The 25,957-nt window shown below is 39.8% G+C and carries 25 protein-coding genes; 3 read left to right on the plus strand and 22 right to left on the minus strand.

From position 1 onward, the window contains the following. The first annotated feature begins 18 nt into the window (after window positions 1-18). Both GGQ60_RS14490 and GGQ60_RS14495 read left to right on the plus strand, forming a co-directional pair. A complete protein-coding gene (locus tag GGQ60_RS14490) occupies window positions 19-3,423 on the plus strand; it encodes a trifunctional glycoside hydrolase family 18/polysaccharide deacetylase/glycosyltransferase family 2 protein (protein WP_183765670.1) in 3,405 nt (1,134 codons plus the stop codon). 68 nt (window positions 3,424-3,491) lie between these two features. Then, a complete protein-coding gene (locus GGQ60_RS14495) occupies window positions 3,492-3,959 on the plus strand; it encodes a DUF1440 domain-containing protein (protein ID WP_183765672.1) in 468 nt (155 codons plus the stop codon). Here the strand turns inward: GGQ60_RS14495 and ispF are convergent. Then, a complete protein-coding gene (gene ispF / locus GGQ60_RS14500) occupies window positions 3,956-4,435 on the minus strand; it encodes a 2-C-methyl-D-erythritol 2,4-cyclodiphosphate synthase (protein WP_183765675.1) in 480 nt (159 codons plus the stop codon). The genes GGQ60_RS14495 and ispF overlap by 4 nt on opposite strands. A 49-nt stretch (window positions 4,436-4,484) precedes the next feature. After that, window positions 4,485-5,675 carry a type IX secretion system outer membrane channel protein PorV gene (porV, locus tag GGQ60_RS14505; protein ID WP_183765678.1) on the minus strand — a complete coding sequence of 397 codons (1,191 nt, stop codon included), beginning with the start codon at window positions 5,673-5,675 and terminating at the stop codon, window positions 4,485-4,487. A 560-nt stretch (window positions 5,676-6,235) separates the two neighbouring features. On the opposite strand from porV, the gene GGQ60_RS14510 reads away from it, so the two are divergent. Next, entirely contained in the window at window positions 6,236-7,909 is a 1,674-nt protein-coding gene (locus GGQ60_RS14510; RefSeq protein ID WP_183765691.1) for an SUMF1/EgtB/PvdO family nonheme iron enzyme, read from the plus strand. Between the two features lie 175 nt (window positions 7,910-8,084). Here GGQ60_RS14510 and GGQ60_RS14515 read toward each other — a convergent pair whose 3' ends face one another. The 20 genes from GGQ60_RS14515 to GGQ60_RS14610 all read right to left on the minus strand — a co-directional run bounded on the left by GGQ60_RS14515 (window position 8,085) and on the right by GGQ60_RS14610 (window position 25,912). Further along, entirely contained in the window at window positions 8,085-8,585 is a 501-nt protein-coding gene (locus tag GGQ60_RS14515; protein WP_183765694.1) for an acyl-CoA carboxylase biotin carboxyl carrier protein subunit, read from the minus strand. Between the two features lie 3 nt (window positions 8,586-8,588). Further along, complete coding sequence (locus tag GGQ60_RS14520) at window positions 8,589-9,173, minus strand: DUF4159 domain-containing protein (RefSeq protein ID WP_183765697.1); 585 nt, start codon at window positions 9,171-9,173, stop codon at window positions 8,589-8,591. Window positions 9,174-9,301: 128 nt separating this feature from the next. Further along, the gene (locus tag GGQ60_RS14525) at window positions 9,302-10,006 is read right to left on the minus strand and encodes a 16S rRNA (uracil(1498)-N(3))-methyltransferase (RefSeq protein ID WP_183765699.1); all 705 of its coding nucleotides are present in this window, start codon (window positions 10,004-10,006) and stop codon (window positions 9,302-9,304) included. An 8-nt stretch (window positions 10,007-10,014) separates the two neighbouring features. Beyond that, window positions 10,015-11,442 carry a hemolysin family protein gene (locus GGQ60_RS14530; RefSeq protein WP_229685128.1) on the minus strand — a complete coding sequence of 476 codons (1,428 nt, stop codon included), beginning with the start codon at window positions 11,440-11,442 and terminating at the stop codon, window positions 10,015-10,017. Then, window positions 11,442-11,993, minus strand: a complete 552-nt coding sequence (locus GGQ60_RS14535; protein ID WP_183765702.1) for an inorganic diphosphatase — start codon at window positions 11,991-11,993, stop codon at window positions 11,442-11,444. Before GGQ60_RS14535 ends, GGQ60_RS14530 begins: the two co-directional genes overlap by 1 nt. 2 nt (window positions 11,994-11,995) lie before the next feature. Beyond that, complete coding sequence (locus GGQ60_RS14540; RefSeq protein ID WP_183765704.1) at window positions 11,996-12,655, minus strand: DedA family protein; 660 nt, start codon at window positions 12,653-12,655, stop codon at window positions 11,996-11,998. A gap of 47 nt (window positions 12,656-12,702) precedes the next feature. Beyond that, window positions 12,703-14,076 carry an NADH-quinone oxidoreductase subunit N gene (locus tag GGQ60_RS14545; protein ID WP_183765707.1) on the minus strand — a complete coding sequence of 458 codons (1,374 nt, stop codon included), beginning with the start codon at window positions 14,074-14,076 and terminating at the stop codon, window positions 12,703-12,705. A 3-nt stretch (window positions 14,077-14,079) separates the two neighbouring features. Then, window positions 14,080-15,543 carry a complex I subunit 4 family protein gene (locus GGQ60_RS14550; RefSeq protein ID WP_183765710.1) on the minus strand — a complete coding sequence of 488 codons (1,464 nt, stop codon included), beginning with the start codon at window positions 15,541-15,543 and terminating at the stop codon, window positions 14,080-14,082. Between the two features lie 20 nt (window positions 15,544-15,563). Next, entirely contained in the window at window positions 15,564-17,468 is a 1,905-nt protein-coding gene (gene nuoL / locus GGQ60_RS14555) for an NADH-quinone oxidoreductase subunit L (RefSeq protein WP_221235974.1), read from the minus strand. A gap of 13 nt (window positions 17,469-17,481) precedes the next feature. Then, window positions 17,482-17,811: an NADH-quinone oxidoreductase subunit NuoK gene (gene nuoK, locus GGQ60_RS14560; protein WP_039472993.1), complete on the minus strand. Its 330-nt coding sequence runs from the start codon at window positions 17,809-17,811 to the stop codon at window positions 17,482-17,484. Then, window positions 17,811-18,314: an NADH-quinone oxidoreductase subunit J family protein gene (locus GGQ60_RS14565; RefSeq protein ID WP_183765712.1), complete on the minus strand. Its 504-nt coding sequence runs from the start codon at window positions 18,312-18,314 to the stop codon at window positions 17,811-17,813. The genes nuoK and GGQ60_RS14565 overlap by 1 nt, the downstream gene beginning before the upstream one ends. A 131-nt stretch (window positions 18,315-18,445) precedes the next feature. Beyond that, entirely contained in the window at window positions 18,446-18,949 is a 504-nt protein-coding gene (locus tag GGQ60_RS14570; RefSeq protein WP_183765715.1) for a NuoI/complex I 23 kDa subunit family protein, read from the minus strand. A gap of 2 nt (window positions 18,950-18,951) precedes the next feature. Then, a complete protein-coding gene (nuoH, locus tag GGQ60_RS14575) occupies window positions 18,952-19,989 on the minus strand; it encodes an NADH-quinone oxidoreductase subunit NuoH (RefSeq protein ID WP_183765718.1) in 1,038 nt (345 codons plus the stop codon). Further along, on the minus strand, window positions 19,989-20,999 hold the full coding sequence (locus GGQ60_RS14580; RefSeq protein ID WP_183765721.1) for an NADH-quinone oxidoreductase subunit G: 1,011 nt from the start codon (window positions 20,997-20,999) through the stop codon (window positions 19,989-19,991). The genes nuoH and GGQ60_RS14580 overlap by 1 nt, the downstream gene beginning before the upstream one ends. A gap of 96 nt (window positions 21,000-21,095) precedes the next feature. Then, window positions 21,096-22,463 (minus strand): NADH-quinone oxidoreductase subunit NuoF, encoded by a 1,368-nt coding sequence (gene nuoF / locus GGQ60_RS14585; protein ID WP_183765724.1) that lies wholly within the window; start codon window positions 22,461-22,463, stop codon window positions 21,096-21,098. Window positions 22,464-22,543: 80 nt separating this feature from the next. Beyond that, window positions 22,544-23,056: an NADH-quinone oxidoreductase subunit NuoE family protein gene (locus tag GGQ60_RS14590; protein WP_183765727.1), complete on the minus strand. Its 513-nt coding sequence runs from the start codon at window positions 23,054-23,056 to the stop codon at window positions 22,544-22,546. Next, window positions 23,049-24,263 (minus strand): NADH-quinone oxidoreductase subunit D, encoded by a 1,215-nt coding sequence (locus GGQ60_RS14595; protein ID WP_183765730.1) that lies wholly within the window; start codon window positions 24,261-24,263, stop codon window positions 23,049-23,051. The genes GGQ60_RS14590 and GGQ60_RS14595 overlap by 8 nt, the downstream gene beginning before the upstream one ends. 4 nt (window positions 24,264-24,267) lie before the next feature. Continuing rightward, window positions 24,268-24,768: an NADH-quinone oxidoreductase subunit C gene (locus GGQ60_RS14600; RefSeq protein ID WP_183765733.1), complete on the minus strand. Its 501-nt coding sequence runs from the start codon at window positions 24,766-24,768 to the stop codon at window positions 24,268-24,270. Beyond that, window positions 24,768-25,310 carry an NADH-quinone oxidoreductase subunit B gene (locus tag GGQ60_RS14605; RefSeq protein ID WP_183765736.1) on the minus strand — a complete coding sequence of 181 codons (543 nt, stop codon included), beginning with the start codon at window positions 25,308-25,310 and terminating at the stop codon, window positions 24,768-24,770. Before GGQ60_RS14605 ends, GGQ60_RS14600 begins: the two co-directional genes overlap by 1 nt. Before the next feature lie 230 nt (window positions 25,311-25,540). Continuing rightward, a complete protein-coding gene (locus tag GGQ60_RS14610; RefSeq protein ID WP_183765739.1) occupies window positions 25,541-25,912 on the minus strand; it encodes an NADH-quinone oxidoreductase subunit A in 372 nt (123 codons plus the stop codon). Window positions 25,913-25,957: the final 45 nt, after the last annotated feature.

Raw genomic sequence — 25,957 nt, forward strand, 5'->3', positions numbered from 1 at the left:
ATCAATCAGAATAGAAAAATGTCCGGAAAACAAATATTTCAAACTGAAACTAAAAGGCGCTGGTATGCATTTACATGGGTAAGCCGTACGTTTTTTTTAGTCTTCATTATCGCAATCATCTGCGTAGTGTATACGCTGTCTTCAGTACAGGCACCCAATCTGCCTTTTATCAACACGAATACACCATTAACAAAAAAACAATTAGAGAAGTTAAAAAAGTCGCAACAGTATAAAGATTTTACCATAGAAAAATCTAAGCTGCAAAAGATAAAAAAAGACCGTGAACGCCGCATTTTAACCCATCGTGGTAACAACAAGCGTATTAATATGGCTTTTTACGTAAGCTGGGCCGCAAGTAAAGAATCTTCAATATCAGATTTAAAACGCAACATCAGCCATCTGGATATGGTGGCTACAGAATCGTTTTTTTTAAATGGCGATTCTATTGTAGACAAAGTAGATACTGCGGCTTTAAAGGTAATACATACCGCCAAAAAATCGGCAATCGCGGTAGTTTCAAATTATAATAAAGACCATTGGGATGGTGCAGCAGTAAAAAGATTATTAAACGATCAGCCTGCCCAGCAAAAACTGATTTACGATCTTATATCGGTTACCAAAAAATATGGCTATAGCGGCATCAACATAGATTTTGAAGAGCTTAACCTTCAAAATAGCGACGGTTTTAACGCTTTTATGAAAAATCTGTATACCCAGTTTCATGCCGAAAAACTAATTGTTTCCCAGGACATTTCACCGGAAAACGACGATTATAAGCCAGAAATCCTTCAAAAATATAATGACTACTTAGTACTGATGGCTTATGATCAGCATACCGAACAAAGTAACGCAGGCGATATTTCACATCAGGAATGGGTAGAAGAAAAACTGGACGATATCTGTAGCAAGGTTAATGCTGACAAGGTGATCCTGGCACTGGCCTGCTACGGCTACGATTGGCCCAAAAACAGTGTTGGCGCTCCAATTACCTACGAACAGGCCATGACCACCGCGGTTAATTACAAAAGTAAAATTAATTTTAACCCCGAATCGGCCAATCTTAATTATAGCTACAATGATGGAAGCGGCATTAAACACGAAGTATATTTTACTGATGCCGCCACTTATTTTAATTTGATCCGCAAGGCGGATGATTGGGATATTGCTGGCATAGCCTTATGGCGCCTGGGTTCAGAAGACAAACGTTTATGGTCGTTTATTTCCAATGATCTTAGCCTCGATACATTAAAAAAGAAACCATTTGATCTGCGCAAAATTGCTTCATTAAATATGGGGGGGATCTCCTATTTAGGCGATGGTGAAATACTGGACCTTATTTCTACCCCAACCCCGGGCAGTGTAAAATTTACCTTAAATAAAGATAACTTTTCTATTGCCGATCAAAAGTATACCAGACTACCAGAGCAATACGTAATCAAGAGATTTGGAGAGGCCGATAAAAAAATCGTCTTAACCTTTGATGATGGACCTGATCCGGTTTATACCCCACAGGTGCTAAATATTCTGAGGAAGGAAAAAGTACCCGGCTGTTTCTTTGTAGTTGGGATTATGGCCGAACAGAATATGGAGCTGTTAAGACAAGAATACAACGATGGTTACGAAATCGGGAACCATACGTTTTTTCATCCCGATATGTCTGCCATTGGCCCAAGACGTGTACAGTTTGAGCTGAATGCTACCCGTCGTTTAATTGAGGCAGTTACCGGCCACAGCACCATTTTGTTCCGTGCACCTTTTAACGCTGATGCCGAGCCTCAAAACGTTTCAGAAATTTTGCCGGTTGCCCAAAGCCGTAAAGAAAATTACATCAATATAGGCGAATATATTGACCCTGAAGATTGGGAACCGGGAAAAACCGCCGACCAGATTTTTAACGAAGTGGTGAAACAACAGGACAACGGCAATATTATTTTATTACATGATGCCGGCGGCAACCGTGAAGCTACTGTGGCTGCATTACCCCGGATTATAAAATTCTTCAAAGCTAAAGGATATACCTTTACCACCGTGGGCGATTTAATGGGCAAAAAAAGATCGGAACTCATGCCCGCGGTTAAATCTACGGCAAATAGCGGTTTTTCTGGCTCAGGCGATTACTTTTTCATCCATTTCTTTTATTACGGAAATATGATTTTGAACATCATATTTTCTGTGGCTATCGTACTTGCTATTTTAAGAACCCTGTTTATTGCTTATTTAGCCATCAGGCAGCGAAAAAGGGCAAAAGAGAATATCGGCCAATTGATTGCAGACCCTTCAGAAAAAGTAAGTATTATTATTCCTGCATACAATGAAGAGGTTACCGCCATTCAAACCATTAATAGCCTATTAAAAATTACTTATCCTGATTTCGAGCTGATTTTCGTTGATGACGGATCAAAGGATAAAACCTACGACATCATTAACCAACATTTTGGCCAGCACCCACAGGTAAAGGTTTTTACAAAAGCGAATGGCGGTAAAGCATCGGCCTTAAATTTCGGTATATCAAAAGCAACTTCCGAATTTGTAGTGTGCATTGATGCCGATACACAGTTAAAAAATGATGCCGTTACCGAACTGATGCGTTACTTTTATAGTGATGAGATTGCTGCCGTAGCCGGAACAGTAAAAGTTGGCAATGCCAATAACATCATTACCAAATGGCAATCAATAGAATACATTACCGCCCAGAATATGGATAGGCGCGCTTTCGATCTATTAAATACCATTACCGTTGTTCCCGGTGCAATAGGTGCATTCAGAAAAAAGGTAATCCTCGAAGTTGGTGGTTTTACCGTTGATACACTTGCCGAAGACTGCGATTTGACTATGCGTATTTTAAAGGCAGGTTACAAAGTTAAAAACTGCGATAGCGCAATTGCTTACACTGAAGCCCCTGAAACAGTAAGTATGTTACTGAAACAACGTTTCCGCTGGAGTTTTGGCGTAATGCAAAGCTTTTGGAAAAACAAAAAAACACTGCTCAACAAGAAATACGGCTATTTTGGAATGGTAGGAATGCCAAATATCCTGATTTATCAGATTATTTTGCCGCTATTTTCGCCACTTGCCGACTTTTTCATGCTGATTTCTTTAATCAGTGGCTTATTCTCATTGAGTGCTATTAATAATTTAACATTAACCGGTTTTTCGGGCATTTTAAGCCTGCATAACGGTTTTGGCCAGGTGTTGTTTTATTACATCATCTTTATTGTAGTAGACATGATTTTTGCTGCAATAGCTTTCCGCATGGAAAAAGAAAAATATACTAACCTGCTTTACATCTTCCCTCAGCGCTTTTTTTGGAGACAATTAATGTATATTGTATTATTCCGCTCGTTCAGGAAAGCAATAAAAGGCGAACTGGAAACATGGGGTACCATAAAAAGAACAGGTAATGTGAGAGAACAAACAGCTTAAAAATTAAAGGCGGCTTCCGAAGCTCAATAATGTACAGGCAGGCCTCGGAAGTCAGCCCTTAAAAAATTATGATGATGGAAAAATCTAACCAAGCTTCATTTTCATTAAGAAAGGTGCTGTTGATCACCCTCATTGCCGGAACGTTAGATGGACTGGCAGCAGTTATATTCCTGGCAAAAATGAACTTTAGCGGTGTATTTCAATATATTGCCAGTGCCATTTTAGGGAGTACGGCTTTTACCGGCGGAATTAAAATGGTTTTAATAGGTTTAGCCTTGCATTATTTTATTGCCTTTAGCTTTACCTTATTTTACACTTTTGCCGCTACTAAAATTGCTTTACTTAAACAGCACTTTATACTATCCGGAATTCTTTACGGCCTGCTTGTTTGGACGGTTATGAATTTAATAATTGTTCCGTTAACCAAAATACCAGCGGTACCCTTTCACTATGAAAAGGCTATTTTAAATGCAATCATATTGGTTTTCTGTATTGGCCTACCCATTTCTTATTTAACAGCCCGTAAAATTATTTAAGGTTTTTCTATTAAACACACGGCATAAGAAACTACGCCTTCTTCCCTGCCGATAAAGCCCATCTGCTCGTTGGTCGTTGCTTTTATAGAAATATCATCAGTAGAAATACCGATAGCATCAGCAATATGCTGTTGCATAGCCGGAATATGTGGATTGATTTTTGGTGCCTCCAAACACAGCATGGCATCGATATTACCAACCTGCCATCCTTTTTCGGCCAATAGCTTAACTGTTTCCTTTAATAAAATAATGCTGCTGATTCCTTTCCAACGGTCGTCTGTATTTTTAAAATGGAAACCGATATCGCGCAAATTGGCAGCACCTAAAAGCGCATCGCAAATAGCGTGTAGCAGCACATCGGCATCAGAATGCCCATATGCACCTTTATGGTGTTCTAATTTAACTCCACCGACAATAAAAGGATGCTGATCTTTTAACTGATGTACATCGAATCCGAAACCTACTCTAATTTTCATGGATGGGGCAAAATTTTGGTGAATTGTTTAAATCTGTTGATCGGCTAAATTACTTTTTAGCAATCTTTTTGTCGCCAAAGTTAAACAAAAGACCAAAACGTAAGGTATTGGCAAGTGGGCTTGTTTGTGCATTTGCAATTAAATAGGAGAAATCGATATTAAAAACGTTGTACTTTAAGCCCAGCCCCAATGTAAAGTAGCGACTGTCGCCTTTCATCGGGCTCTGGTAATTGTAACCGGCCCTTACTGCAAACTGCTGATTGTACCAATATTCCAAGCCGGTCGAAATTCCAACTTCTTTAAGTTCTTCTTTAAAACCTCCCGGGGCATCACTGAATGAGCCAAAAATTCCGGCAGGTACCGAACGGTTAGGATCTTTTCCACGGACAATGTTATTGTTCGAATCGTATATTGGCTGGGTTGGTACCAAAAGCTTATTAAAATCAAGTGCAAAGGTTAGGGTACTAAAATCGTCCATTGTAAAGGTAGATGCACCGCCTATTTTAAAATTAGTTGGCAAAAAGAAATTTTCTCCGCCATCAGAATAGCTCATTTTGGTTCCAATGTTCGAAATATTGGCACCTGCAGAAAGAACCGTCTCCTTGCCAAACACCGAAGTTGTTGTTTTATATAATCCTGACACATCAACAGCTACTGCATTTCCACTATGAACCTGTCCTGAAGATGAAAATTGGCCCGAGGCTAAATTTGAATAAATATATCGTAAGGATGTTCCCAATGAAAACTCCTCACCAAAATTACGTGCATATGAAACATCGAAAGCAAGTTCATTTGGATTGGAGATACCCAGGTCTTGTTGATTGATGTCGGTAAGCTGAATGGAGCCCAAAGAAAAATACCTTAATGAAGCACCAATGGTACTACGGTCATCCAATTTATAAAAGCCACTTAAATAAGCAAGATTAATATCAGGAACTAAACTTTTTAACCAAGGGCTATACGAAATTGAAAATCCATAAGGTTTTTCCAAAAAAGCAAGTTTAGAAGCATTTATACTGGAAGAATTTACGTCACCGGCAACAGCTACGCCAGCATCGCCCATTGCACCGGCACGTGCATCAGGGGTAATGAGCAGAAATGGAACTGCCGTTATAATATTGTTCGACTCGCTACCGTTTGTTTGGGTATTGCCTATGGTTACCTGGGCATTTGTTTTACCAAATACCAAGGCCAATGAGAGTGCGGAAAAAGCAAGCTTACTGATGTACTTGAAATTCATCCTTTAAGGTACGTAATTTTAGATTTTGGTATTGAGCAATAAGTCAGAATATATACTGTAACGCAAAACCAAAACTTATATTTTCAGCAAATTACGAATTCTGTGATTATTTACTAATTAAACCTACTATTTTTACATAAGGATGTAGGCAAAAAACCATAACACCCAATTAATTAAAGGGTTAGGAATTAATAATTGTCGGTTTTTTTATCATATTTTTTTCCTGGGTGATAAGCAAAAAGCACATACCATTTTGAACATGCTGAATATGAATCCCCAGATTTTTTCTTTCAACCGGTTTTAAATCACAATAACAGAAATAAATAACCCTATAATTGTGTTAAAAATAACAGATTAGTATTGGATCACGGTCAAAACACTATACGACTGAATATTAATTATTTACACAAAAATACAGGCAGACACAATACGTCATAAAATAATACGTTATGGCTTAAAAATCTAATTGGTATTTTTTGTCACATAATTTATATAATCATTTAAAATTTGTTTAATTTTATCGTCAGAATGGCCTGTTGGCGATATTCCCAACGTATTATATGAAAAAACTATTACTATATTCTTTTACCTGTTTATCATTGACCGCCTTACTTTTTGGCTGTAGTTCAAAAGGGGGAAACAGTTCGAGCAAAACGGGTATTCCTTACGCAAATAGGAAAAGTAAAAACAACCAATCTGGTGCTTTTGCCGTGGCTACCCAGTACAAAAGAGCACCGGGGCCAGGTTTGATCCCCATCGAAGGTGGAGTTTTGGTTGTAGGAGGAAGTGCTATTGAGGTACCGGGTGTAGAGCCAAACATCTACAATTACAAAAGGCAGGTTACCGTTCCTTCTTTCTACATGGACGAAACCGAAGTATCGAACACCGACTGGCTGGAATATCTACACTGGATCAGGTATAACTTCCCTGAAGACCGCGAGTATTATTATAATGAGCTTCCTGATACCCTGGTATGGCGCCGTGCCCTATCCTATAATGAGCCTTACGTAGACAACTATCTTCGCCACCCGGCCTACCGTGATTACCCGGTTGTAGGTGTTTCATGGGAACAGGCTTCGCGTTATTGCGAATGGAGAACATCAAGAGCCAACGAATTTATTTTACGCGAGAAGGGTATTTTAACCGATTATAAAACCTTAGCAGGCAACGGAAAAGCAAATAACAATAACGCTACTGCTGCAGCACCAAAACCAACAAACCCATTTAATACGGATGCCTATTTAAATGGCCAGTATGACGATAAAGGTAAAAATGCGCCGATTGATTACAACACCAAATCTGGTGCAGCAACAACTACTGCAGGAGCAGCAACAGGTACCGGTAAAAATCAGCCAAGAAGAACTGCAACATTGGAAGATGGTGTAATAATGCAGCCATACCGTTTACCAACAGAAGCTGAATGGGAATATGCAGCTTTAGGTCTGATCGGCAATACGGAATATGAGAACATCAACCAAAATAAAATTTACCCATGGAATGGTTTAGGCGTGAGCTCGGCCAAAAAGAAAACCAGGGGTATGATCCAGGCCAACTTTAAACGTGCACCCGGTGATTATATGGGTGTTGGCGGTTCATTAAACGATAAAGGAGATTTAACCGTTCCGGTTATTCAATATGCACCAAACGACTTCGGCTTATACAATATGGCTGGAAACGTAAATGAATGGGTGAATGATGTTTACAGAACGGCAACATTTACTGATGCTGATGCGTTTAACCCTTACCGTGGTAACTATTTCACCAACAAAAAGTTAGAGGATTCGCAGAATGGAAAAATTGCATTAGATAAATATGGCAACCCGATTAAGGAAAATGCTTATTCCGGAAGAAAACAAACCTGGGCGGAAAAACAGGCACAGGCAAAACGCTCCGATTCCATTTCTAAATCGACTGATCCACAATCGCCGGTAGCATCAACTACTTATCAAGCGGATCAAAGAGGTTACCGTGACAGGCAAAACACGCTATTAAATGAAGAAGGTGTAACGCTGGTAAACGATAAATCGAGAGTATATAAAGGTGGTTCATGGAATGATATGGCCTATTGGTTAAATCCGGCAACGCGCCGTTTTATGCAGCAAGATGAGTCATCAGCTGAAGTGGGTTTCCGTTGTGCCATGACGATGCTTGGTGCACCTGAAATTAGCACTGCAGGAAAAAGAAGCTTTAAAAACCCTCCGCAAAAACCTTACAGGGTAAGCAGAGGTAAATAAAAAAGAAAAGTCCCGGTTTTAAAAAAATCGGGACTTTTTTATGCGTTTTATTAAACGAGATTCGTCTCGACTGAAACGAAGTGGAATGGAGAGATCTATCTCGGGTTAGATTTAGCTTCGCTGAGCACTTCGTGGTTCTCGGCTACGCTGCACTCCGCTCGAAATGACATATGGCCTACTTAAATTGAACCAGAACCTGGTTCTTTTCTATTTTATCGCCTTGCTTAATCAAAATCTTTTTAACGATACCGTCAGTTGAAGATTTCAGGATATTCTCCATCTTCATGGCTTCTAAAATCAGCAGGTTATCGCCCTTTTTAACTTCGGCATTTTCTTCAACCAGAACCTTTAATACCAAACCGGGCATTGGTGCCTTAATTTCTGATACCTTATTGGTGTTTAAATTATCCAGCCCAAGCTGTTTTAACAAAACATCAAACTGATCTTCAACACTAACCTGGTAGATATTTCCATTTATCTTTATTTTACAGGTTTTATCAGCCTTGTTCAGTTCAATAACTTCGGTATTAAATGACCTGTTCTGGTATAAAACATGTGTACCACTATGACCAAGTTTACTTAAATCGAGCTGAACGGGATTACCGTTTACCATAAGAACTGAATCCCTGTCTTCCAGTTCAAATAAAAACTGATCGTTTACTTTTATTTTATACATTGGCTATTGAGTTAAGGCATATTGAACCAGGTTTGCGCCCATTTTAAGTGCCTTTGTGCGCGTTTCCTGGCTATCTTCAGGATAAGTACCAAAGTCTTCCCAACCATTGCCTAAATCGCATTCGTAGGTATAATAACAAACTACTCTCCCCTTAAAAATCAAGGCAAATCCTTGTGGGCGTTTATTATCATGTTCATGGATTTTTGGCAAACCTGCAGGAAACTTAAATTTTTGGTTATAAATGGGATGATTGGCAGGCAGTTCAACAAAGTTTAATTCCGGAAATACCTTTTTCATCTGCGGCCTGATAAATTTATCCAAACCGTAATTGTCATCAATGTGCAGAAAGCCTCCACCGGTAAGGTATTGCCTTAAATTTCTAGCTTCCTGATCGCTGAACACCACATTACCATGCCCCGTCATATAAATAAAAGGGTAATTGAATATCTCTTTCGATCCTACCTCAACAATGCTTTCTTCGGGATAAAAATTAGTTTTAATATTGGCATTACAATAAGAGATTAAATTTGGCAGTGCTGTGCGGTCTGCATACCAATCGCCACCTCCGCTATATTTTAATTTGGCCATCCGGTACGTTGGAGGAAAAGTGCTGAAAGACCAAAGCAAAAAGCTAAAAGCTAAAAGGCAAAAGCAAAAAGCCGATAGCTTTGCTTTTTTTGAAAACTGAAAACTGAAAATTGAAAACTTCAAACTTACTATCGGTTAAGGTAATTGATTTCAAAACAAACAGATAAAGCAGCAGTTTCTGTGCGTAACCTGTTATCACCTAAAGTTAGTGCTTTAAAGCCTTTGTTCAAAGCTAAATTCACTTCTTCGGGTGTGAAATCTCCCTCGGGGCCAATAAGTATAAGGTATTTTTGGTGCGGAATTACCAGTTCGGATATGTATTTTTTCTCTCCATTATCGATGCAATGTGCAATTAATTTATCACCAGTAAATGGTTCCTTTAAAAAAGCATCCAAAGAAATGGCCTCATTTAATTTAGGGTGATAAGCTTTGATCGACTGTTTGACTGCAGAAGTGATTACTTTATTCAGGCGATCTTCTTTAACTACCCTTCGTTCCGACCGGTCAGTAATAATCGGTGTAATCTCGTCAATACCCAGCTCGGTAGCTTTCTCCAAAAACCATTCGATGCGATCTATGTTTTTGGTTGGGGCAACGGCAATGTGGAGGTAATGATTGCGTTTATGAAACTCCCTTTCTACATTTAATATAGCCAGTGAGACCTTTTTAGGATTATCAGCAATAATTTCAGCAGTATAAAACCCACCTTTTCCATCAACCAGGTTTACCACTGAGCCCACTGTAAGACGCAAAACCCTTACACAATGTTTACTCTCTTCTTCATTAAGGGTGTATGTATTTTGGGTGATATCCGGCGTATAAAAAATATGCATAGCTGAAATTAGTGATTATCAACCATATCTTCTTTATTGATTACCAATTCTAACTTGATGGTTTCGATATTCTGCTCTGCTTTTTTAAGAATGGTAAACAGGTAACCGTAAGATTCGTTACTTTCACCAACTTCAGGAATACGCTCAAAAATGTGTGAAACCAAGCCACCTATGGTATCGAAATCTTCATCTTCCGGCAAATCGTGCGGCAAGTGCTCATTTACATCATAAACGGTTGCGAAGGCATTTACAATAAACTCATTATCCGAAACTTTCTCAACCAATGGCTTTTCTTCATCGTATTCGTCCTGAATTTCACCAACCAGTTCTTCAACGATATCCTCCAGGGTAACCATACCGGCCGTACCGCCAAATTCATCCAAAACAATAGCAATCTGTATGCGGTTACTTTGCAGTTCGCTCATCAGATCGTTAATTTTTTTAGTTTCCGTTACGAAATATGGTTTGCGGATAATATCATTAACCGTCCATGTCTGGTTGCCGGCCGCCACTAATGGCAGAACATCTTTTGCATGGATAATACCAACAATTTTATCCATTACCTCATCGTAAACCGGTAAACGTGAGTAGCCCTCTTTGATAATGGTATCAATTACTTCTTCTTTATCTGAAGTGAGTTCGATACCCGAAATTTTGGTTCGCGGTACCATGATATTTTTTACCACCCGCTCATTAAAATCGAACACATTTTTGATCAGCTCATGTTCGTTGTTATCCAGTGCACCACTTTCTTTGCCCTGATCGAGCAGGTACTGTAATTCTTCGGTACTGTGAATAGATTCGTGCCCGGCAGAAGTATCAATACCGAAAGGTTTTAAGATGATGGAAGCAAAACTGTTAAGTATCCAGATGAAAGGGCGGAGAACTACATAGAATAACTGCAGTGGCACCGAAACAAATAACGTTGTCGCTACCGGTCTTTGTATAGCAAATGACTTTGGTGCCAACTCGCCAAACACTATGTGCATGATGGTGATTAGAGAGAAGGCTACAATGGTTGATGCTGTATGGATACTTGCATCGCTGAGTCCCCACTTTAAACTATCGAAAAGATTTTTAAAGATGGTATGCATAACGCCTTCACCAACCCAACCTAAGCCAAGTGATGCAAGCGTTATACCCAATTGCGTTGCTGCCAGATATCCATCAAGATTATGGATAATGGTTTTGGCCATTTTACCCACCCGGCTGCCCGATTTTGCTTTAATTTCTATTTGAGATGCACGAACCTTTACAATGGCGAACTCTGCCGCCACAAAAAATCCATTTAACAGCACCAAAAATAAGGCGAAGAACAACCGCCATCCAACCGATCCGGTATCTGGTTCCTGTAAGGCTACAAGAACTACATTGGAGGTTGGTAGTATTGTACTTAACGCTGAATTTAAAAACAAACAGACCGTGGGTAAATCCATTAAGCTAATTCTCTAAATGTTGTGTTATAAAGTTCTATGCTTTCTTTAATTACTTTATGCGCATAACGAACACCCAATAAATGTTCGATAGTTACATTTTTATCTTCTAATGCTTTATAATCCTGAAAGAAACGAACAATCTCTTTCATTTGATGCGGAGGTAATTCATCTAAATCGTTAATGTAGTTTACTGACATGTCGTGAGCAGCAACAGCGATAATTTTATCATCCTGCTCTCCGTTATCAACCATATGCATCACCCCTACTACTTTCGCTTCAATTAATGTCATTGGATATACATCAACTGAACAAAGCACTAAAATATCTAAGGGATCTTTATCATCGCAATAAGTTTGCGGAATAAAGCCATAGTTTGCCGGATACATTACCGACGAAAAAAGAACCCTATCTAATTTGATCAGACCTGATTCTTTGTCTATTTCGTATTTTGCTTTTGAGCCTTTTGGAATTTCAATAATTGCGTTAACAATTTCTGGAACGTTTTTTCCAGGAGATACGCTATGCCACGCGTGGGTTTCGTCTTTTGCCATTTTTAATTTAAATCTGTTTTATCTTCTTCAGAACCACTCACCACTTTTCTTTTTACAAAGGTAATTAATAATGGTATAGTTGTAATAAGGATAAAGCCAATAATAATATATAATAAATAATCGTTTATTTCTCTTTCGAATCTTCTGCCCAAAAAATAGCCCAATAGGGTTAAAGAGCAGATCCACAGCACACCACCAATAATATTGTACAGGGCGAACTTTTTAAATTCCAATTTTACCACCCCAGCAAAAATCGGTGCAAAAGTTCTAACAATGGGCACAAAGCGCCCCATAATCAATGCAAAGGCTCCCTGTTTGTTATAATAATCTTCTGCAGCTTTTAAATAGCGTTTCTTAAAAAAGAAGCTGTCTTTTCTGGTATACAATAATGGCCCGGTTCTTCTGCCAAACCAATAGCCGGTAAAATTACCCGAAATCGCCGCAATACAAAGTCCGGCTAAAAGAACTGCAATATTTACATCCAGTTTACCGGTTGCCACAAACATGCCTGCTAAAAACAGCAGGTAATCACCAGGAAGAAAAAACCCAAAAAACAGACCCGTTTCTGCATAGATTACGAATACAACGAGATAGAAACCGCCCTCCCTCAATAATTTTTCGGGATCAAGTAGTTGATGCAGGTTATTCCAAAAATCGTGCATATTCAATTATTCGTAAAACTACAAATAATTATTAAACAACAGCATACCTATATCAGGTTTAAAATAATTGCAGGATAAACGCCCAAAATAAGAGTAATTACTACCGATACCAACAACACAACTTTATATTGTACCGGTGTAGCAAGCGTTGTTTCAGCGCCATCTTTAAACCACATGGCAACAATTACCCTGAAATAATAATAGAAACCCACCAATGCATTTAAGATTGCAAAAGCCACCAGCAAGGTTTTATATTCGGTCATTACATTTAAGAACATCAGGTATTTACCGATGAAACCAGCAGTTAACGGAATACCGGCCAAAGAGAGCATGGCAATAGTTAAAGATAATGCTACCAAAGGGTTTTTCTTACCCAGGCCATTGAAACTTTCAAAGCTGTCGTTACCGGTTTTTTGCTTCACTAAAATCAGTACAGCAAAGGCGATAATAGAAGCGAAAGTATAAGCCGATGCATAAACCAATACATTGCTACCCGAGTTTTTGGTAAGTACGATCAATGAAAATAACAGGTACCCGGCATGTGAAACACTTGAGTAAGCTAACATGCGCTTAAAGTTCTTTTGGAACAGGGCTGTTACATTTCCGATAAATAAGGTTAAACAAACAATCACCGTTAATGGCATTACCCAGAACTCGTGCAATGGAGCCAAAGCACCTTCAAACAAGCGTAAAAATGCAGCAAAACCAGCGGTTTTAACCACAGTGCTCATAAAGGTGGTAATTAAAGAAGGTGCTCCTTCGTAAACATCCGGCGTCCAGAAATGGAAAGGTGCGGCACCAATTTTAAAGCATAAACCAATCATCATCAGGATTACTCCAGGATAAAAGATCGGCGAAATTGCAGTAGTATTATTTACCAGGTAAGCCTGGATTTTATCCAGATCGAACGAACCTGTAGCACCATAAATCAGTGTAATACCAAACAACAGGAACCCTGTTGAGAAAGCTCCCATTAAGAAATACTTTAACGAAGCTTCGTTTGAAGCAAAATCCTTTTTGCGGATACCGGCCAGGATATATAAACTCACCGACATGATCTCCAAGCCCACAAACAACATCGCCATGTTTTTATAGGATACCATCATGACCATTCCGGCAAGTGCAAAAAGGATCAGGGTGTAGTACTCGGCAATATTATCGCTTTTAGCGTGAAAATAATTTTGGGTTAATAAGAAAATCAAAAGGGTTCCAACAATACAAACGCCAGAAAATGCAAGTGCAAAATTATCGGTCTGCATCATTCCGAAATGAACAGTATTATCACCCCAGGCACAAAAAGTAAAGCCCAAGGCAGTAAGTAAGCCAACAACGGTAAGCGGCAATAATGCTTTATTTGCTTTAAACAAACCTGCGTAAAGAACAATAAAAGCTGTTATACTAATGGTTATTATAATATTCATTGCTTATTTTACTGATGTTAATTTTTGATTTACCTGTTCTAATAAATGTTGTACAGATGCCTCTGTTAAGTGCAATAACGGCTTTGGATAAACGCCCAGAACGATAATTAAAGCACAGATCAAATAAAGGACAAATTTCTCTGACCCCTGTATATCGCTGAATGTGATGGTTAATTCGTTTGTTTTGCCCAGCATTACATTCTGGTACATGCGCAACATGTAAACTGCACCAAAAATGATGGTTAAGCCCGCAATTGCTGCAGCCCAAATCCCTACATTATAAACGCCCATTAACAATAAGAATTCGCCGATGAAGCCGTTTGTTCCCGGTAAAGCCACGGTTCCCAAAACAATAATCAGAAAGGCGATAGCCAACTGAGGAGCTACTTTAGCAATACCTCCTAATTCTTCTATTTTATTGGTTTTAACACGTGAGAAAATAATATCCAGCACAAAGAATAAACCTACTACGTTAATACCATGACTAAGCATCTGCACCATTGCACCCTGCATGCCTTGCTGGTTTAAAGCAAAAATACCTGCAGAAATCAAACCCACGTGGCCAATTGAAGAATAAGCGACCAAACGTTTGGCATCTTTTTGCGTAAAGGCAATTAATGATGCATATACAATGCCGATAATTGACAGGCCTATTGCCACGCACGACCAATCCTGAACACCGGCCGGTACAATTGGCAATAACCATCTGATTACCCCGTAAATACCCATTTTTAGCATAATACCCGATAATAACATGGTACCTTGTGCAGGTGCAGCAGTGTAGGTATCGGGTTGCCAGGTATGGAAAGGGAAAACCGGCATTTTAATCGCAAAAGCAATAAAGAATGCCCAGAAAATCCATCCCTGCTGTGCTACATCCAGGTTTAAGGCATAAAAAGCTGAGATTTCAAAATTGTGCGCCGGGTTTTGCAGGTAGAGGTAAATGATCCCCATTAGCATAAATAACGAACCAGCGATGGTGTACACGAAAAACTTCATGTTAATGCGAACACGGTCTTTTCCGCCCCAGAAAGCACAAATAAAATAAATCGGAATTAATGCAGCTTCCCAACCAATATAGAAAAGGAAAGCATCTAAAGCAGTAAACACCAACAATAAGCCAGCTTGCATAAATAAAATCAATGCATAAAAAGCAGCCGGATTTTTATAGTCGTGTTTATAGCTTGACAGGATAATAATCGGGATTAATAAGTTGGTCAATAAAACCACCAACATGCTGATACCATCGATACCGGCATGGAAGTTAATGCCCAGATTAGCAATCCATGGTAGATTTACCTCAAACTGCGTACTCGCATCCGGGATGAAGTTACAGGCGATAAACAAAGTCAGCCCTAAAGAAGCTACCGAAAATACGGTCGAAACTATTTTAGCCGACTTACCTGCAAATGCTGCGATAACAGCACCCACAAGCGGAAGAAATATAAGTAGTAAAAGTTGTTCCATTATTTATTTTTGAACCCTTTTTATAATATGTAACTAAATGTATAGATCAATAACGCGATGATACCAAATACCATCATAAACAGGTAGAAACCCACGTTTCCGCTCTGTAATAAGCGAAGGCCTTTACTTGCCTCGTTTGTGCCCCATCCCAATCCGTTTACAATGCCATCGATAAACTTGTTGTCGATAATGCGGTAAAAGAATTTAGAAAGGATATCCAAAGGCCTGGTAATGATGAAATCGTAAATTTCATCCAAATAAAACTTGTTGTACGATAATTTAGCCAGTGCCGAACGCGGTGCCTCATCGGCAACCGGAACATGCGCACCTTTTACATATTTAGTATAGGCATATAATAACGCGATAACTGCTGCTGCAACCGAAGTACCCATCAAGGCCAGCTCGGTAGAATGGCTTAAATCAAGCTCATGCTGTGCAACACCCGCACCTGTTAACCAGTGGGCCAACCATTCGTTACCGCCAAAAATATGCGGAAAGTTAATGGCCCCACCAATTGCAGCCAGAACAGCTAAAATTACCAAAGGTAGCGTCATAGCAGCTGGCGATTCGTGAATATGGCTTTCGGCATGATGCGTTCCGCGGTATTTTCCAGAGAATGTAAGGAACATCATCCTGAACATATAAAATGCCGTTAAGAATGCTGTTAATACCCCGATTCCCCAAAGTACAGGGCTTGCCTGAAAAGCGTGAGCCAAAATTTCGTCTTTTGAAAAGAAACCAGAGAACGGCGGTAAACCGGCAATTGCGATCGTGCCGATCATCATGGTGGCAAATGTAGTTTTAAGTTTGCTTCTCAATCCACCCATGTGACGCATATCCTGCTCATGGTGCATGGCATGAATAACCGAGCCGGCACCTAAGAATAATAATGCTTTAAAGAATGCATGTGTTAATACATGAAAGAAAGAACCTGTGTAAGCGCCTACCCCTAAGCCTAAAAACATATAGCCCAATTGCGATACGGTTGAGTAAGCCAATACTTTTTTAATATCGGTTTGGGTTAAGGCGATAATAGCTGCTACTAAAGCGGTTGCTGCTCCAACAATGGCAATGATGTGCTGGGTAAGTGGAGCAAGATCGAACAATACGCTTGAACGGGCAATCATATAAATACCCGCCGTTACCATCGTTGCAGCGTGGATTAATGCCGAAACAGGAGTTGGTCCGGCCATGGCATCTGGTAACCAGGTAAACAAAGGCAATTGCGCCGATTTACCGCAGGCACCAATAAACAATAAAATGGTAATTAAAACCAAGGTATTATTACCAGGTAGCATGTTAGCTGCCTGAGGGAAAATTTTTGAGAATTCTAAACTTCCGAAGAAATTGAAAATTAAAAATACTCCTAATAAAAAGCCTAAATCGCCAATACGGTTCATAACAAAAGCTTTTTTAGCTGCCGAGGCATAAGCACTGTTGGTATACCAGAAACCGATTAGCAGGTACGAGCATAAACCAACGCCTTCCCAGCCAATAAACATCACGATATAGTTAGAACCCAATACCAATAAAAGCATGAAGAATACAAACAGGTTCAGGTAACTGAAAAACTTACCGAAACCTTCATCATCGTGCATATAGCTTGTAGAATAAAGGTGGATTAAGAAACCTATTCCGGTAATAATCAGGAGCATGATCGAACTTAACGGATCAACCAGGAATGATAAAGGAATGTGTAATGCACCAGCACTGATCCAATCAAATAAAAATACTTCGTGAGCTTTTTGTGTATCGCCTTGTAAGCTAAAGAAAATAACTACGCTGATGATGAAAGAAGCTAAAATAACGCCACTTCCGATGATACCAACAAGTCCTTTAGATAAAGATTTTCTGCCTAGTCCGTTAATTACAAAACCTAAAAAAGGAAGTAAGGGAACCAACCAAATCAATTGTTCTATTGTCATTCTTATTATATATTTACCACTTAAGGCGATTTAAAACATTAATATCTATCGATTTCGTATTTCGGTATACCATTACAATGATCGCCAAACCTACTGCAACTTCTGCAGCTGCCAAAGCCATAATGAAGAATACGAAAACCTGTCCTGAAGGATCGTTGCTATGCACAGAGAAAGCGGTTAGAAGCAAGTTAACTGCGTTTAACATCAACTCTACCGACATAAAAATTACGATTGCATTTCTGCGGGTTAACACGCCAATTACACCAATAGTAAAAATAATTGCACTTAGATAGATGTAATGATTTAGCGGCACGCCTGCCATTTGTGTAGTTAAATTTTCCATTATGCTTCTACCTCATCTCTTTTAGATAATAAAACGGCTCCAACCATTGCTGCTAACAGTAACAGAGATGATAATTCGAACGGTAATAAGAACGGGCCGAAAAGCTCTTTACCTAAGTTTTCTACCAAGCCTAATCCCGGATTTTTTAAAATTAACGGACTGCTGATGCTTGCTGCCTTTAACGAACCGATCAGGGTAACAATTAAGCAACCCCCGGCAATTACGCCCACAATTTTAATCAGTGGCGATTTAGAAGGTTCGGTTTCCTTGTTCAGGTTGAGTAACATCAGCACGAAAAGGAACAATACCATAATAGCCCCCATATAAACAATAAAGTTTACAACAGCCAGAAATTGCGCGTTCAGCAATACATAATGTACCGTGAAGGTGAAAAAGGTAAGAATTAAGTACAATACACTGTGGATTGGATTTTTCGCAAAAATCACCATCAGTGAAAAAATGATACTTAATGTAGCTACGAAATAGAATACTTGTGTACTCATTAATTTGTTTTTTGTTTTATCTGTTTTCGTCACCCTGAACTTATTTCAGGGTCTTATCAAGAAGATGCTGAAATAAATCCAGCATGACGATTATCTTAATTATACAGTCTGCAGGTAGGCTGACTATACTATTATTTTTTCATTTCCAATGGCGCCTCTACCAGCTTATCTTTTCCATAAATGAAATCTTTACGTAAATAATCAGCAGGTACAATTGGTCCGTCTAAATAAATGGCCTCTTTAGGGCAAGCTTCTTCGCATAATCCGCAGAAAATGCAACGCAACATGTTAATTTCATAAGTTGCAGCATATTTCTCTTCGCGGTATAAGTGTTTTTCTTCAGGCTTACGCTCTGCGGCAATCATGGTAATTGCTTCAGCAGGGCAAGATAAAGCGCATAAACCACAGGCGGTACAACGCTCTCTTCCCTTTTCATCACGCTTAAGTGAGTGCATCCCCCTAAAGTTGGTCGAGAATTCGCGTTCTACTTCCGGATATCTTACTGTAGCCTCTTTTTTGAATAAGTGGCTAATGGTGATGCCCATTCCCTTAACAATTGCCGGAAGGTACATCCGTTCCATAAAGCTCAGTGGCTTTTGTTCCAGTACTTTTTTCTTATTACTTAATGATTCCATAATTAAAACTTCTCAATAATCGCAATCACAACTCCAGTTATTATAATGTTGGCAATGGCTAAAGGAATTAAGCCTTTCCAACCTAAATTCATCAATTGATCGTAACGGAAGCGCGGGATGGTCCAGCGTACCCACATGAAGAAAAAGATGAATAATACAATTTTCAAAAAGAATACCCCGGTTCCTATCAGTGGCGCCCAGGTTGGGCCTAAATGTGTTGCCACATAATCCATACCCGGATAATTATAACCGCCCCAATATAGTGCAGCCATTACGGCTGATGAAACAAACATATTGATGTACTCCGCAAACAGGTAAAAACCCAATTTCATTGATGAATACTCCGTGTGGTAACCACCGATCAACTCTGTTTCACATTCCGGTAGATCGAATGGAGCACGGTTGGTCTCAGCAAAAGAACATACCATGAAAATGATAAATCCTAGTGGTTGATACCATACATTCCAATTAAGACCATGTTGTTGTGCTACGATTTCTTTTAAGCTTAAGGTGTTGGTCATCAGAAGCAAAGCAATGATTGATAAACCCATAGCAATTTCGTAACTGATATTTTGCGATGCGGCACGGATGGCACTTAATAAAGAATATTTGTTGTTAGATGCCCAGCCACCAATCATTACGCCATAAACACCAAGAGACACAACACCAAAAATGTACAAAACACCAACATTGATGTCGGTAACCTGTAATGAAATGGTTTTTCCGGCAATTAATACGGGGGTTCCCCATGGAATAACGGCAGTACCTATACAGGCACAAAGTAAAGCTAAACCAGGGCCTACGATAAATAACCACCTGTTTGAGGTAGTAGGAATAATTTCTTCCTTCATGAACATCTTAACCCCATCGGCAAGTGGCTGCAAAATTCCAAAGGGGCCAGCTCTATCCGGGCCTAAACGATCCTGTAAAAATGCAGCAACCTTACGCTCAGCATAGGTAGAATACATGGCAATTACCAAACTGATACCGAAAATTACCGCTACCAGAATAAACTTTTCTATAATAAAACCTGTATCCATTAGTATTTTACTGTTTTATGTAATTCAATTTCGTTTGCGGCCTGTAATGCTGCATTTGGTTTAATTACCGGCAATGGTTTTAAAGTTTCGTAGTGGTTAGATGCAATTACCGAAGTATCATCGATATGCGTTGGATGTTCGATAACCCAGTCAGATGTTGCTTTTTTATCGAAACGGCAAGTATTGCAGATAAACTCTTCAACCTCTCCAAACTGGTCTTTACGTGCGGTAACACGGAGAACATCTTCTCCTTTGTACCAAAGGGTTACTTTACCGTTGCATTTTTCATGGTCGCAGTTGCGGTGTGCATCAACTGGTTTGGTAAACCAAACGCGGTTTTTGAAACGGAAAGTTTTATCAGTTAAAGCACCAACAGGGCAAACATCAATTACGTTTCCGGAGAAATCGTTATCAACCGCCTGCTGGATGTAAGTAGAAATTTCTGAATGATCGCCACGGTTTAGAATGCCGTGAACACGTTTGTTGGTGATCTGGTCGGCAGTAAAAACACAACGGTAGCATAAAATGCAACGGTTCATGTGTAACTGGATCTTATCACCAATATCAATACGTTCGAAAGTACGGCGCTCAAACTCATAACGGGTTTTTTGCAGACCGTGCTCGTAACCTAAATTCTGTAAATCGCACTCCCCTGCCTGATCACAAACCGGGCAATCCAATGGATGGTTAATCAATAAAATTTCCACTACACCGGCACGTGCTTCCAAAACTTCAGGTGAAGTAATGTTAAGCACTTCCATCCCATCCATTACGGTTGTACGACAAGATGCAACCAATTTTGGCATTGGACGAGGGTCTTTTTCCGAACCTTTTGTTACCTTAACAATACAGGTACGGCATTTACCACCACTGCCTTGTAACTTGGAATAATAGCACATGGCCGGAGGAACAATATCACCCCCGATTTGCCTTGCAGCATTCAGGATGGTGGTTCCGTTATCAACCTCTACTGTTATACCATCTATCGTAACCTTAACTTTTTCACTCATGGTTAATGATATTCTTTATTATTTTCTTGGTTCGTGTTGCCACGAACCAATTGTATTTATTAGCTTTCGTTTCGTGAAGACACGAAACGGTGCGATTTATTTCTCTTCCGTTACCGGAGCTTTTTCAATCGGCGTAGCATAGTTTGCTAAACCATAATTCTGGCTCTGGCTCTTTACCGGCTCTTTAATGTGCCACTCAAATTCATCTCTGAAATGACGGATAGCACTGGCAACCGGCCATGCTGCAGCATCACCTAACGGGCAAATGGTATTTCCTTCAATTTTACGCTGAACATCCCATAATAAATCTACATCATCCATGGTACCATGTCCGTGCTCAATTTTATGCAGGATTTTTTCCATCCAGCCAGTACCTTCACGGCATGGCGAACATTGTCCGCAACTTTCGTGGTGGTAGAAACGCGAAAAATTCCAGGTATTGCGTACGATACACTGATCTTCATCAAAAGCAATAAAACCGCCGGATCCCAACATGGTTCCGGTAGCAAAACCACCTTCAGATAATGATTCATAACTCATTAAGCGGGGCTCACCATTGGCCAATTTTAAAGTGAGGTTAGCCGGTAAAACCGGAACGGATGAACCACCTGCAACTGTTGCTTTCAGACGTTTTCCGTTAGCAATACCTCCGCAATATTCATCTGAATAGATAAATTCTTCCACAGGTAAACCCAGTTCGATTTCGTAAACACCTGGTTTTACTAAATTACCTGATGCTGATATTAGTTTGGTACCTGTACTTCTACCGATACCGATTTTAGCATATTCATCACCACCATCGTTAATAATTGGCACCACTGCAGCAATCGATTCTACGTTGTTTACTACCGTCGGACAACCGTATAAACCTGCAATCGCAGGGAAAGGTGGCTTAATGCGGGGGTTACCCCTTTTGCCTTCAAGCGATTCTAACAAAGCAGTTTCTTCACCGCAAATGTAGGCACCACCACCCGGCTGAACATATAATTCTAAATCGTAACCGGTCCCTAAAATGTTTTTGCCTAACCATCCTGCCGCTTTTGCTTCAGCAATGGCCTTCTCCAGGATGCGGATCTGAGGCATCATCTCTCCACGAACGTAGATGTATGAAACCTTTGCACCTAAAGCAAAACTCGAAACAATCATGCCTTCAATCAAAGCATGCGGAATGTAAGTCATCAGGTAACGGTCTTTAAAAGTTCCCGGTTCAGACTCATCGGCGTTGCAAACCAGGTAACGGGCAACACCTTCAGGCTTAGCCAAAAAACTCCATTTCATTCCTGTTGGGAAACCCGCACCACCGCGACCGCGCAAGCCTGATTTCTTAACCTCTTCAACAACCTCTTCTGGCGTTAAAGTTTTAAGGGCTTTTTCAACGGCACGGTACCCGCCTTTCTGGCGATAGACCTCAAGTGTATTGATGCCTGGTACGTTTATATGCTCAAGTAATAATTTGCGACTCATTGTTTATAGATATGAGATGTGAGATATGAGATTTTAGACCAACTGCCTATTCTCATATCTCAGATCTAGTTTCTCAAATCTTATTTATTTTTCAAATCTTCAATCAGTTTATCTACACTCTCTGTAGTGAGGTTTTCGTAGAAGGTATATTCCGGACTGATTTGTAAAACCGGCCCGAAGCCACAGGCGGCCAAGCATTCAACTCCTCTAAAGCTGAAAAGGCCATCAGGCGTAACTTCACCTTCTTTAACACCCAACTTATCTTCTAAGTGGCTTAATATTTTTTCGGCTCCCACCAAGCAACAAGGTCCGGTACGGCAAACCTCCAAAGCATATTTACCCTGAGGTTTTAAAAAGTACATGGTATAAAATGTAGCTACCTCATACACCTCAATAGGCTGAATATTTAAATATGCAGCTACCTGATCCATTGCCGATGTTGGTACCCACAGAAACTCGGCCTGTACCAAATGTAATAAGGGTAGCAGAGCTGATTTTTGTTTTCCCTCCGGATAACGGCTTTTTATTTCATCAAATTTGGCAAGCAATTCTGATGAAAACGTTACAGGTGTTTGTTCTTCTACTTTAAGCATCTAATTCTCCTGCAATAATGTTCATACTACTCATGTTGATAATGGCATCAGACAATAACATGCCCTCGCTCATTGGCGCAAACATCTGGTAATTTATAAAACTTGGTCTGCGGAAGTGTAAACGGTACGGGGTACGACCTCCATCGTTGATCAGATAGAAACCCAACTCGCCGTTTCCGCCTTCTACAGCGTGATAAACTTCTGCTTTTGGCGCATCAATTTCGCCCATCACAATTTTAAAGTGATAGATCAGTGCTTCCATGTTGTTGTAAACTTCCTGTTTAGGAGGGAGGTAAAAATCAGGAACATCGGCATGGAAAATACCTTTTTCTTCCGATTTTAATTTCTCCATAGCCTGCTCAATAATGCGTACACTCTGCCACATTTCCTCATTGCGAACCAAATAACGATCGTAAATATCGCCACTGGTACCAACAGGAACTTCAAAATCGAAATCCTGGTATGAAGAATACGGGTCGCTCACACGCACATCGTAATCAACACCGGTAGCACGTAACAGTGGGCCTGTCCAACTGTATTCTAAAGCAATTTCTTTGCTTACTTCTGCAACTCCGGCAGTCCTGTCAATAAAGATACGGTTGCGGGTTAACAGGTTCTCGAATTCTTTTAATGCCGCAGGAAATTCTTTTAAGAATTTATTGATTTTGGCAAAAGCGATATCGTTAAAATCTCTTTCAAAACCACCAATACGACCAATATTTGTAGTTAAACGTGCACCACAAACCTCCTCGAAAATCTCATAAATATGTTCACGGAACTGGAAAAGGTAAAGGAATGTGGTTGTGGCACCGGTATCCTGACCAATGATTGTATTGCAGATAATGTGATCCGCAATACGCGAAAGCTCCATAACGATTACCCGAAGATAATCTACACGCTTCGGCATTTTAATATTCAGCAGCTTCTCAACCGTCATGTGCCAGCCCATATTATTAATGGGCGAAGAACAATAATTTAAACGGTCGGTAAGTGGTGTAATCTGATAGAACGGGCGGTGTTCGGCAATCTTTTCGAAAGCACGGTGGATATACCCAATTGTTGAAACGCCGCTTACAATGCGTTCGCCATCTAATTGCAGAACGTTCTGAAAAACGCCGTGGGTTGCAGGGTGCGTTGGGCCTAAGTTTAAGGTTACCAGCTCACTTTGCGGGTCGTTATCTGTAAATACCGGATGGTTATGATTCATAAAATTACCTTCCAAAAAATTCGTCTTTTTTATCTACCCTGTTCGGGTCTTCCAATGGGTATTGTTTCAACATTGGGTGTACACCTAGATCGTCCATATTCAGGATACGGCGTAAATCAGGGTGTCCTTCAAATTTAACCCCGAACAAATCGTAAGTTTCGCGCTCCATCCAGTTGGCACCTTTCCAAACCGTTGTTGCAGTTGGGATGGTTGGATTTTGCTCTGAAATAAAAACTTTGACCCTAATCCTCACTTTTTCTACCATGTTGTGCAAATGGTAAACCACCGCAATACCATGATCTTTACCGGGGTAATGAACTGCTGTAATATCAGTTAGAAAATTGAATTTTAATTCTTCTTTAAGATGCGAAAGCACATTGATAATCACATCTTTATAGGTTACAAAAGTCAATAAACCATAAGGCTCAGAAACGGCAGTAACTTTTTCACCAAACTTTTCAGTCAGCTTAACGTGGATGTCGTTATTTAAAGTTGTTTCTTCCATTATTTAATGCCGTATTGACCTAAGAGTTGCTTATAATAATCAGAATTACGTCTTCTGCCCGATTCGTTTTTCACAAGGTCCTGAATGCGCTGAAAGCCATCAAGAATAGCCTCTGGCCTTGGTGGGCAGCCTGGAACGTAAACATCCACAGGAATTACCTCATCAATACCCTGTAATACAGAATAAGTATCGAAAATACCACCACTGCTTGCACAGGCACCAACCGCCATTACCCAACGTGGCTCTGCCATTTGGATATACACCTGTTTCAATACCGGGGCCATCTTTTTTGCGATGGTACCCATAACCATTAAAACATCAGCCTGACGGGGAGAAAAACTTAAGCGTTCCGCACCGAAACGACCTAAATCGTAGTGAGAACCCATGGTAGCCATAAATTCGATTCCGCAACAAGAAGTTGCAAACGGCAATGGCCATAATGAATTTGAGCGGGCCAAACCAATCACTTTATCTAAAGAGGTGGCAAAATAGCCAGGCCCTTCGGTTCCTGGAGGCGCATCAACTATATTAATTTCACTCATGTTTATAAACAAAAAATGCTCATCCTTTTGCAGAATGAGCAACAAATTTACAATATTTTAAAGGCAATTAAACTAGCTTTACTCGATTTAGAACCTTTCTAAATAACAAAAATCCGATGTAGTTAGTGTAAGTGGTACACATTTCAGTTTCCGGCCGGCAATTATCAGTTTACAGCTTATAATCAGAAGGCTATTGACTGCCAATTGTGAACTGAAAACTGTGAAATGAATTAATTCCAGTCCAGAACTTTCTTTTTGATTACGTAGATAAAACCTAACAATAAAGTACCCATAAAGATGAACATCTCAATCATCCCATCCATCTTTAATGCACGGAAATTAACTGCCCACGGATACATAAAAATCACCTCAACATCGAAAAGCACAAATAAAATGGCTACTACGAAATATTTGATGGAAAAAGGTTGACGGGCATTACCAATTGATTTAATACCGGCTTCAAAAGTTTCCAGTTTATCTGCCGTCTTACGTTTAGGGCCTAATAAGTGAGTGGCTACCAACGTGAGTACAACAAAACCTAAAGCAACGATTACCTGGAATATAATCGGTAAAAAATCTATAGCCGAACTTTGCGCTTGCATATTAATTATTTTATGGTTGCAAAAGTAAAAGAAAAAGGCAGAGTA

It is taken from the genome of Pedobacter zeae (assembly GCF_014196715.1).
Lineage (GTDB): Bacteria > Bacteroidota > Bacteroidia > Sphingobacteriales > Sphingobacteriaceae > Pedobacter > Pedobacter zeae.

Bases quoted from the DNA above. Each gene is read 5' to 3' on its own strand.
- GGQ60_RS14490 (WP_183765670.1), top strand. From the start codon at position 19: ATGTCCGGAAAACAAATATTTCAAACTGAAACTAAAAGGCGCTGGTAT.
- GGQ60_RS14495 (WP_183765672.1), top strand. From the start codon at position 3,492: ATGATGATGGAAAAATCTAACCAAGCTTCATTTTCATTAAGAAAGGTG.
- ispF (WP_183765675.1), bottom strand. From the start codon at position 4,435: ATGAAAATTAGAGTAGGTTTCGGATTCGATGTACATCAGTTAAAAGAT.
- porV (WP_183765678.1), bottom strand. From the start codon at position 5,675: ATGAATTTCAAGTACATCAGTAAGCTTGCTTTTTCCGCACTCTCATTG.
- GGQ60_RS14510 (WP_183765691.1), top strand. From the start codon at position 6,236: ATGAAAAAACTATTACTATATTCTTTTACCTGTTTATCATTGACCGCC.
- GGQ60_RS14515 (WP_183765694.1), bottom strand. From the start codon at position 8,585: ATGTATAAAATAAAAGTAAACGATCAGTTTTTATTTGAACTGGAAGAC.
- GGQ60_RS14520 (WP_183765697.1), bottom strand. From the start codon at position 9,173: ATGGCCAAATTAAAATATAGCGGAGGTGGCGATTGGTATGCAGACCGC.
- GGQ60_RS14525 (WP_183765699.1), bottom strand. From the start codon at position 10,006: ATGCATATTTTTTATACGCCGGATATCACCCAAAATACATACACCCTT.
- GGQ60_RS14530 (WP_229685128.1), bottom strand. From the start codon at position 11,442: ATGGATTTACCCACGGTCTGTTTGTTTTTAAATTCAGCGTTAAGTACA.
- GGQ60_RS14535 (WP_183765702.1), bottom strand. From the start codon at position 11,993: ATGGCAAAAGACGAAACCCACGCGTGGCATAGCGTATCTCCTGGAAAA.
- GGQ60_RS14540 (WP_183765704.1), bottom strand. From the start codon at position 12,655: ATGCACGATTTTTGGAATAACCTGCATCAACTACTTGATCCCGAAAAA.
- GGQ60_RS14545 (WP_183765707.1), bottom strand. From the start codon at position 14,076: ATGAATATTATAATAACCATTAGTATAACAGCTTTTATTGTTCTTTAC.
- GGQ60_RS14550 (WP_183765710.1), bottom strand. From the start codon at position 15,543: ATGGAACAACTTTTACTACTTATATTTCTTCCGCTTGTGGGTGCTGTT.
- nuoL (WP_221235974.1), bottom strand. From the start codon at position 17,468: ATGACAATAGAACAATTGATTTGGTTGGTTCCCTTACTTCCTTTTTTA.
- nuoK (WP_039472993.1), bottom strand. From the start codon at position 17,811: ATGGAAAATTTAACTACACAAATGGCAGGCGTGCCGCTAAATCATTAC.
- GGQ60_RS14565 (WP_183765712.1), bottom strand. From the start codon at position 18,314: ATGAGTACACAAGTATTCTATTTCGTAGCTACATTAAGTATCATTTTT.
- GGQ60_RS14570 (WP_183765715.1), bottom strand. From the start codon at position 18,949: ATGGAATCATTAAGTAATAAGAAAAAAGTACTGGAACAAAAGCCACTG.
- nuoH (WP_183765718.1), bottom strand. From the start codon at position 19,989: ATGGATACAGGTTTTATTATAGAAAAGTTTATTCTGGTAGCGGTAATT.
- GGQ60_RS14580 (WP_183765721.1), bottom strand. From the start codon at position 20,999: ATGAGTGAAAAAGTTAAGGTTACGATAGATGGTATAACAGTAGAGGTT.
- nuoF (WP_183765724.1), bottom strand. From the start codon at position 22,463: ATGAGTCGCAAATTATTACTTGAGCATATAAACGTACCAGGCATCAAT.
- GGQ60_RS14590 (WP_183765727.1), bottom strand. From the start codon at position 23,056: ATGCTTAAAGTAGAAGAACAAACACCTGTAACGTTTTCATCAGAATTG.
- GGQ60_RS14595 (WP_183765730.1), bottom strand. From the start codon at position 24,263: ATGAATCATAACCATCCGGTATTTACAGATAACGACCCGCAAAGTGAG.
- GGQ60_RS14600 (WP_183765733.1), bottom strand. From the start codon at position 24,768: ATGGAAGAAACAACTTTAAATAACGACATCCACGTTAAGCTGACTGAA.
- GGQ60_RS14605 (WP_183765736.1), bottom strand. From the start codon at position 25,310: ATGAGTGAAATTAATATAGTTGATGCGCCTCCAGGAACCGAAGGGCCT.
- GGQ60_RS14610 (WP_183765739.1), bottom strand. From the start codon at position 25,912: ATGCAAGCGCAAAGTTCGGCTATAGATTTTTTACCGATTATATTCCAG.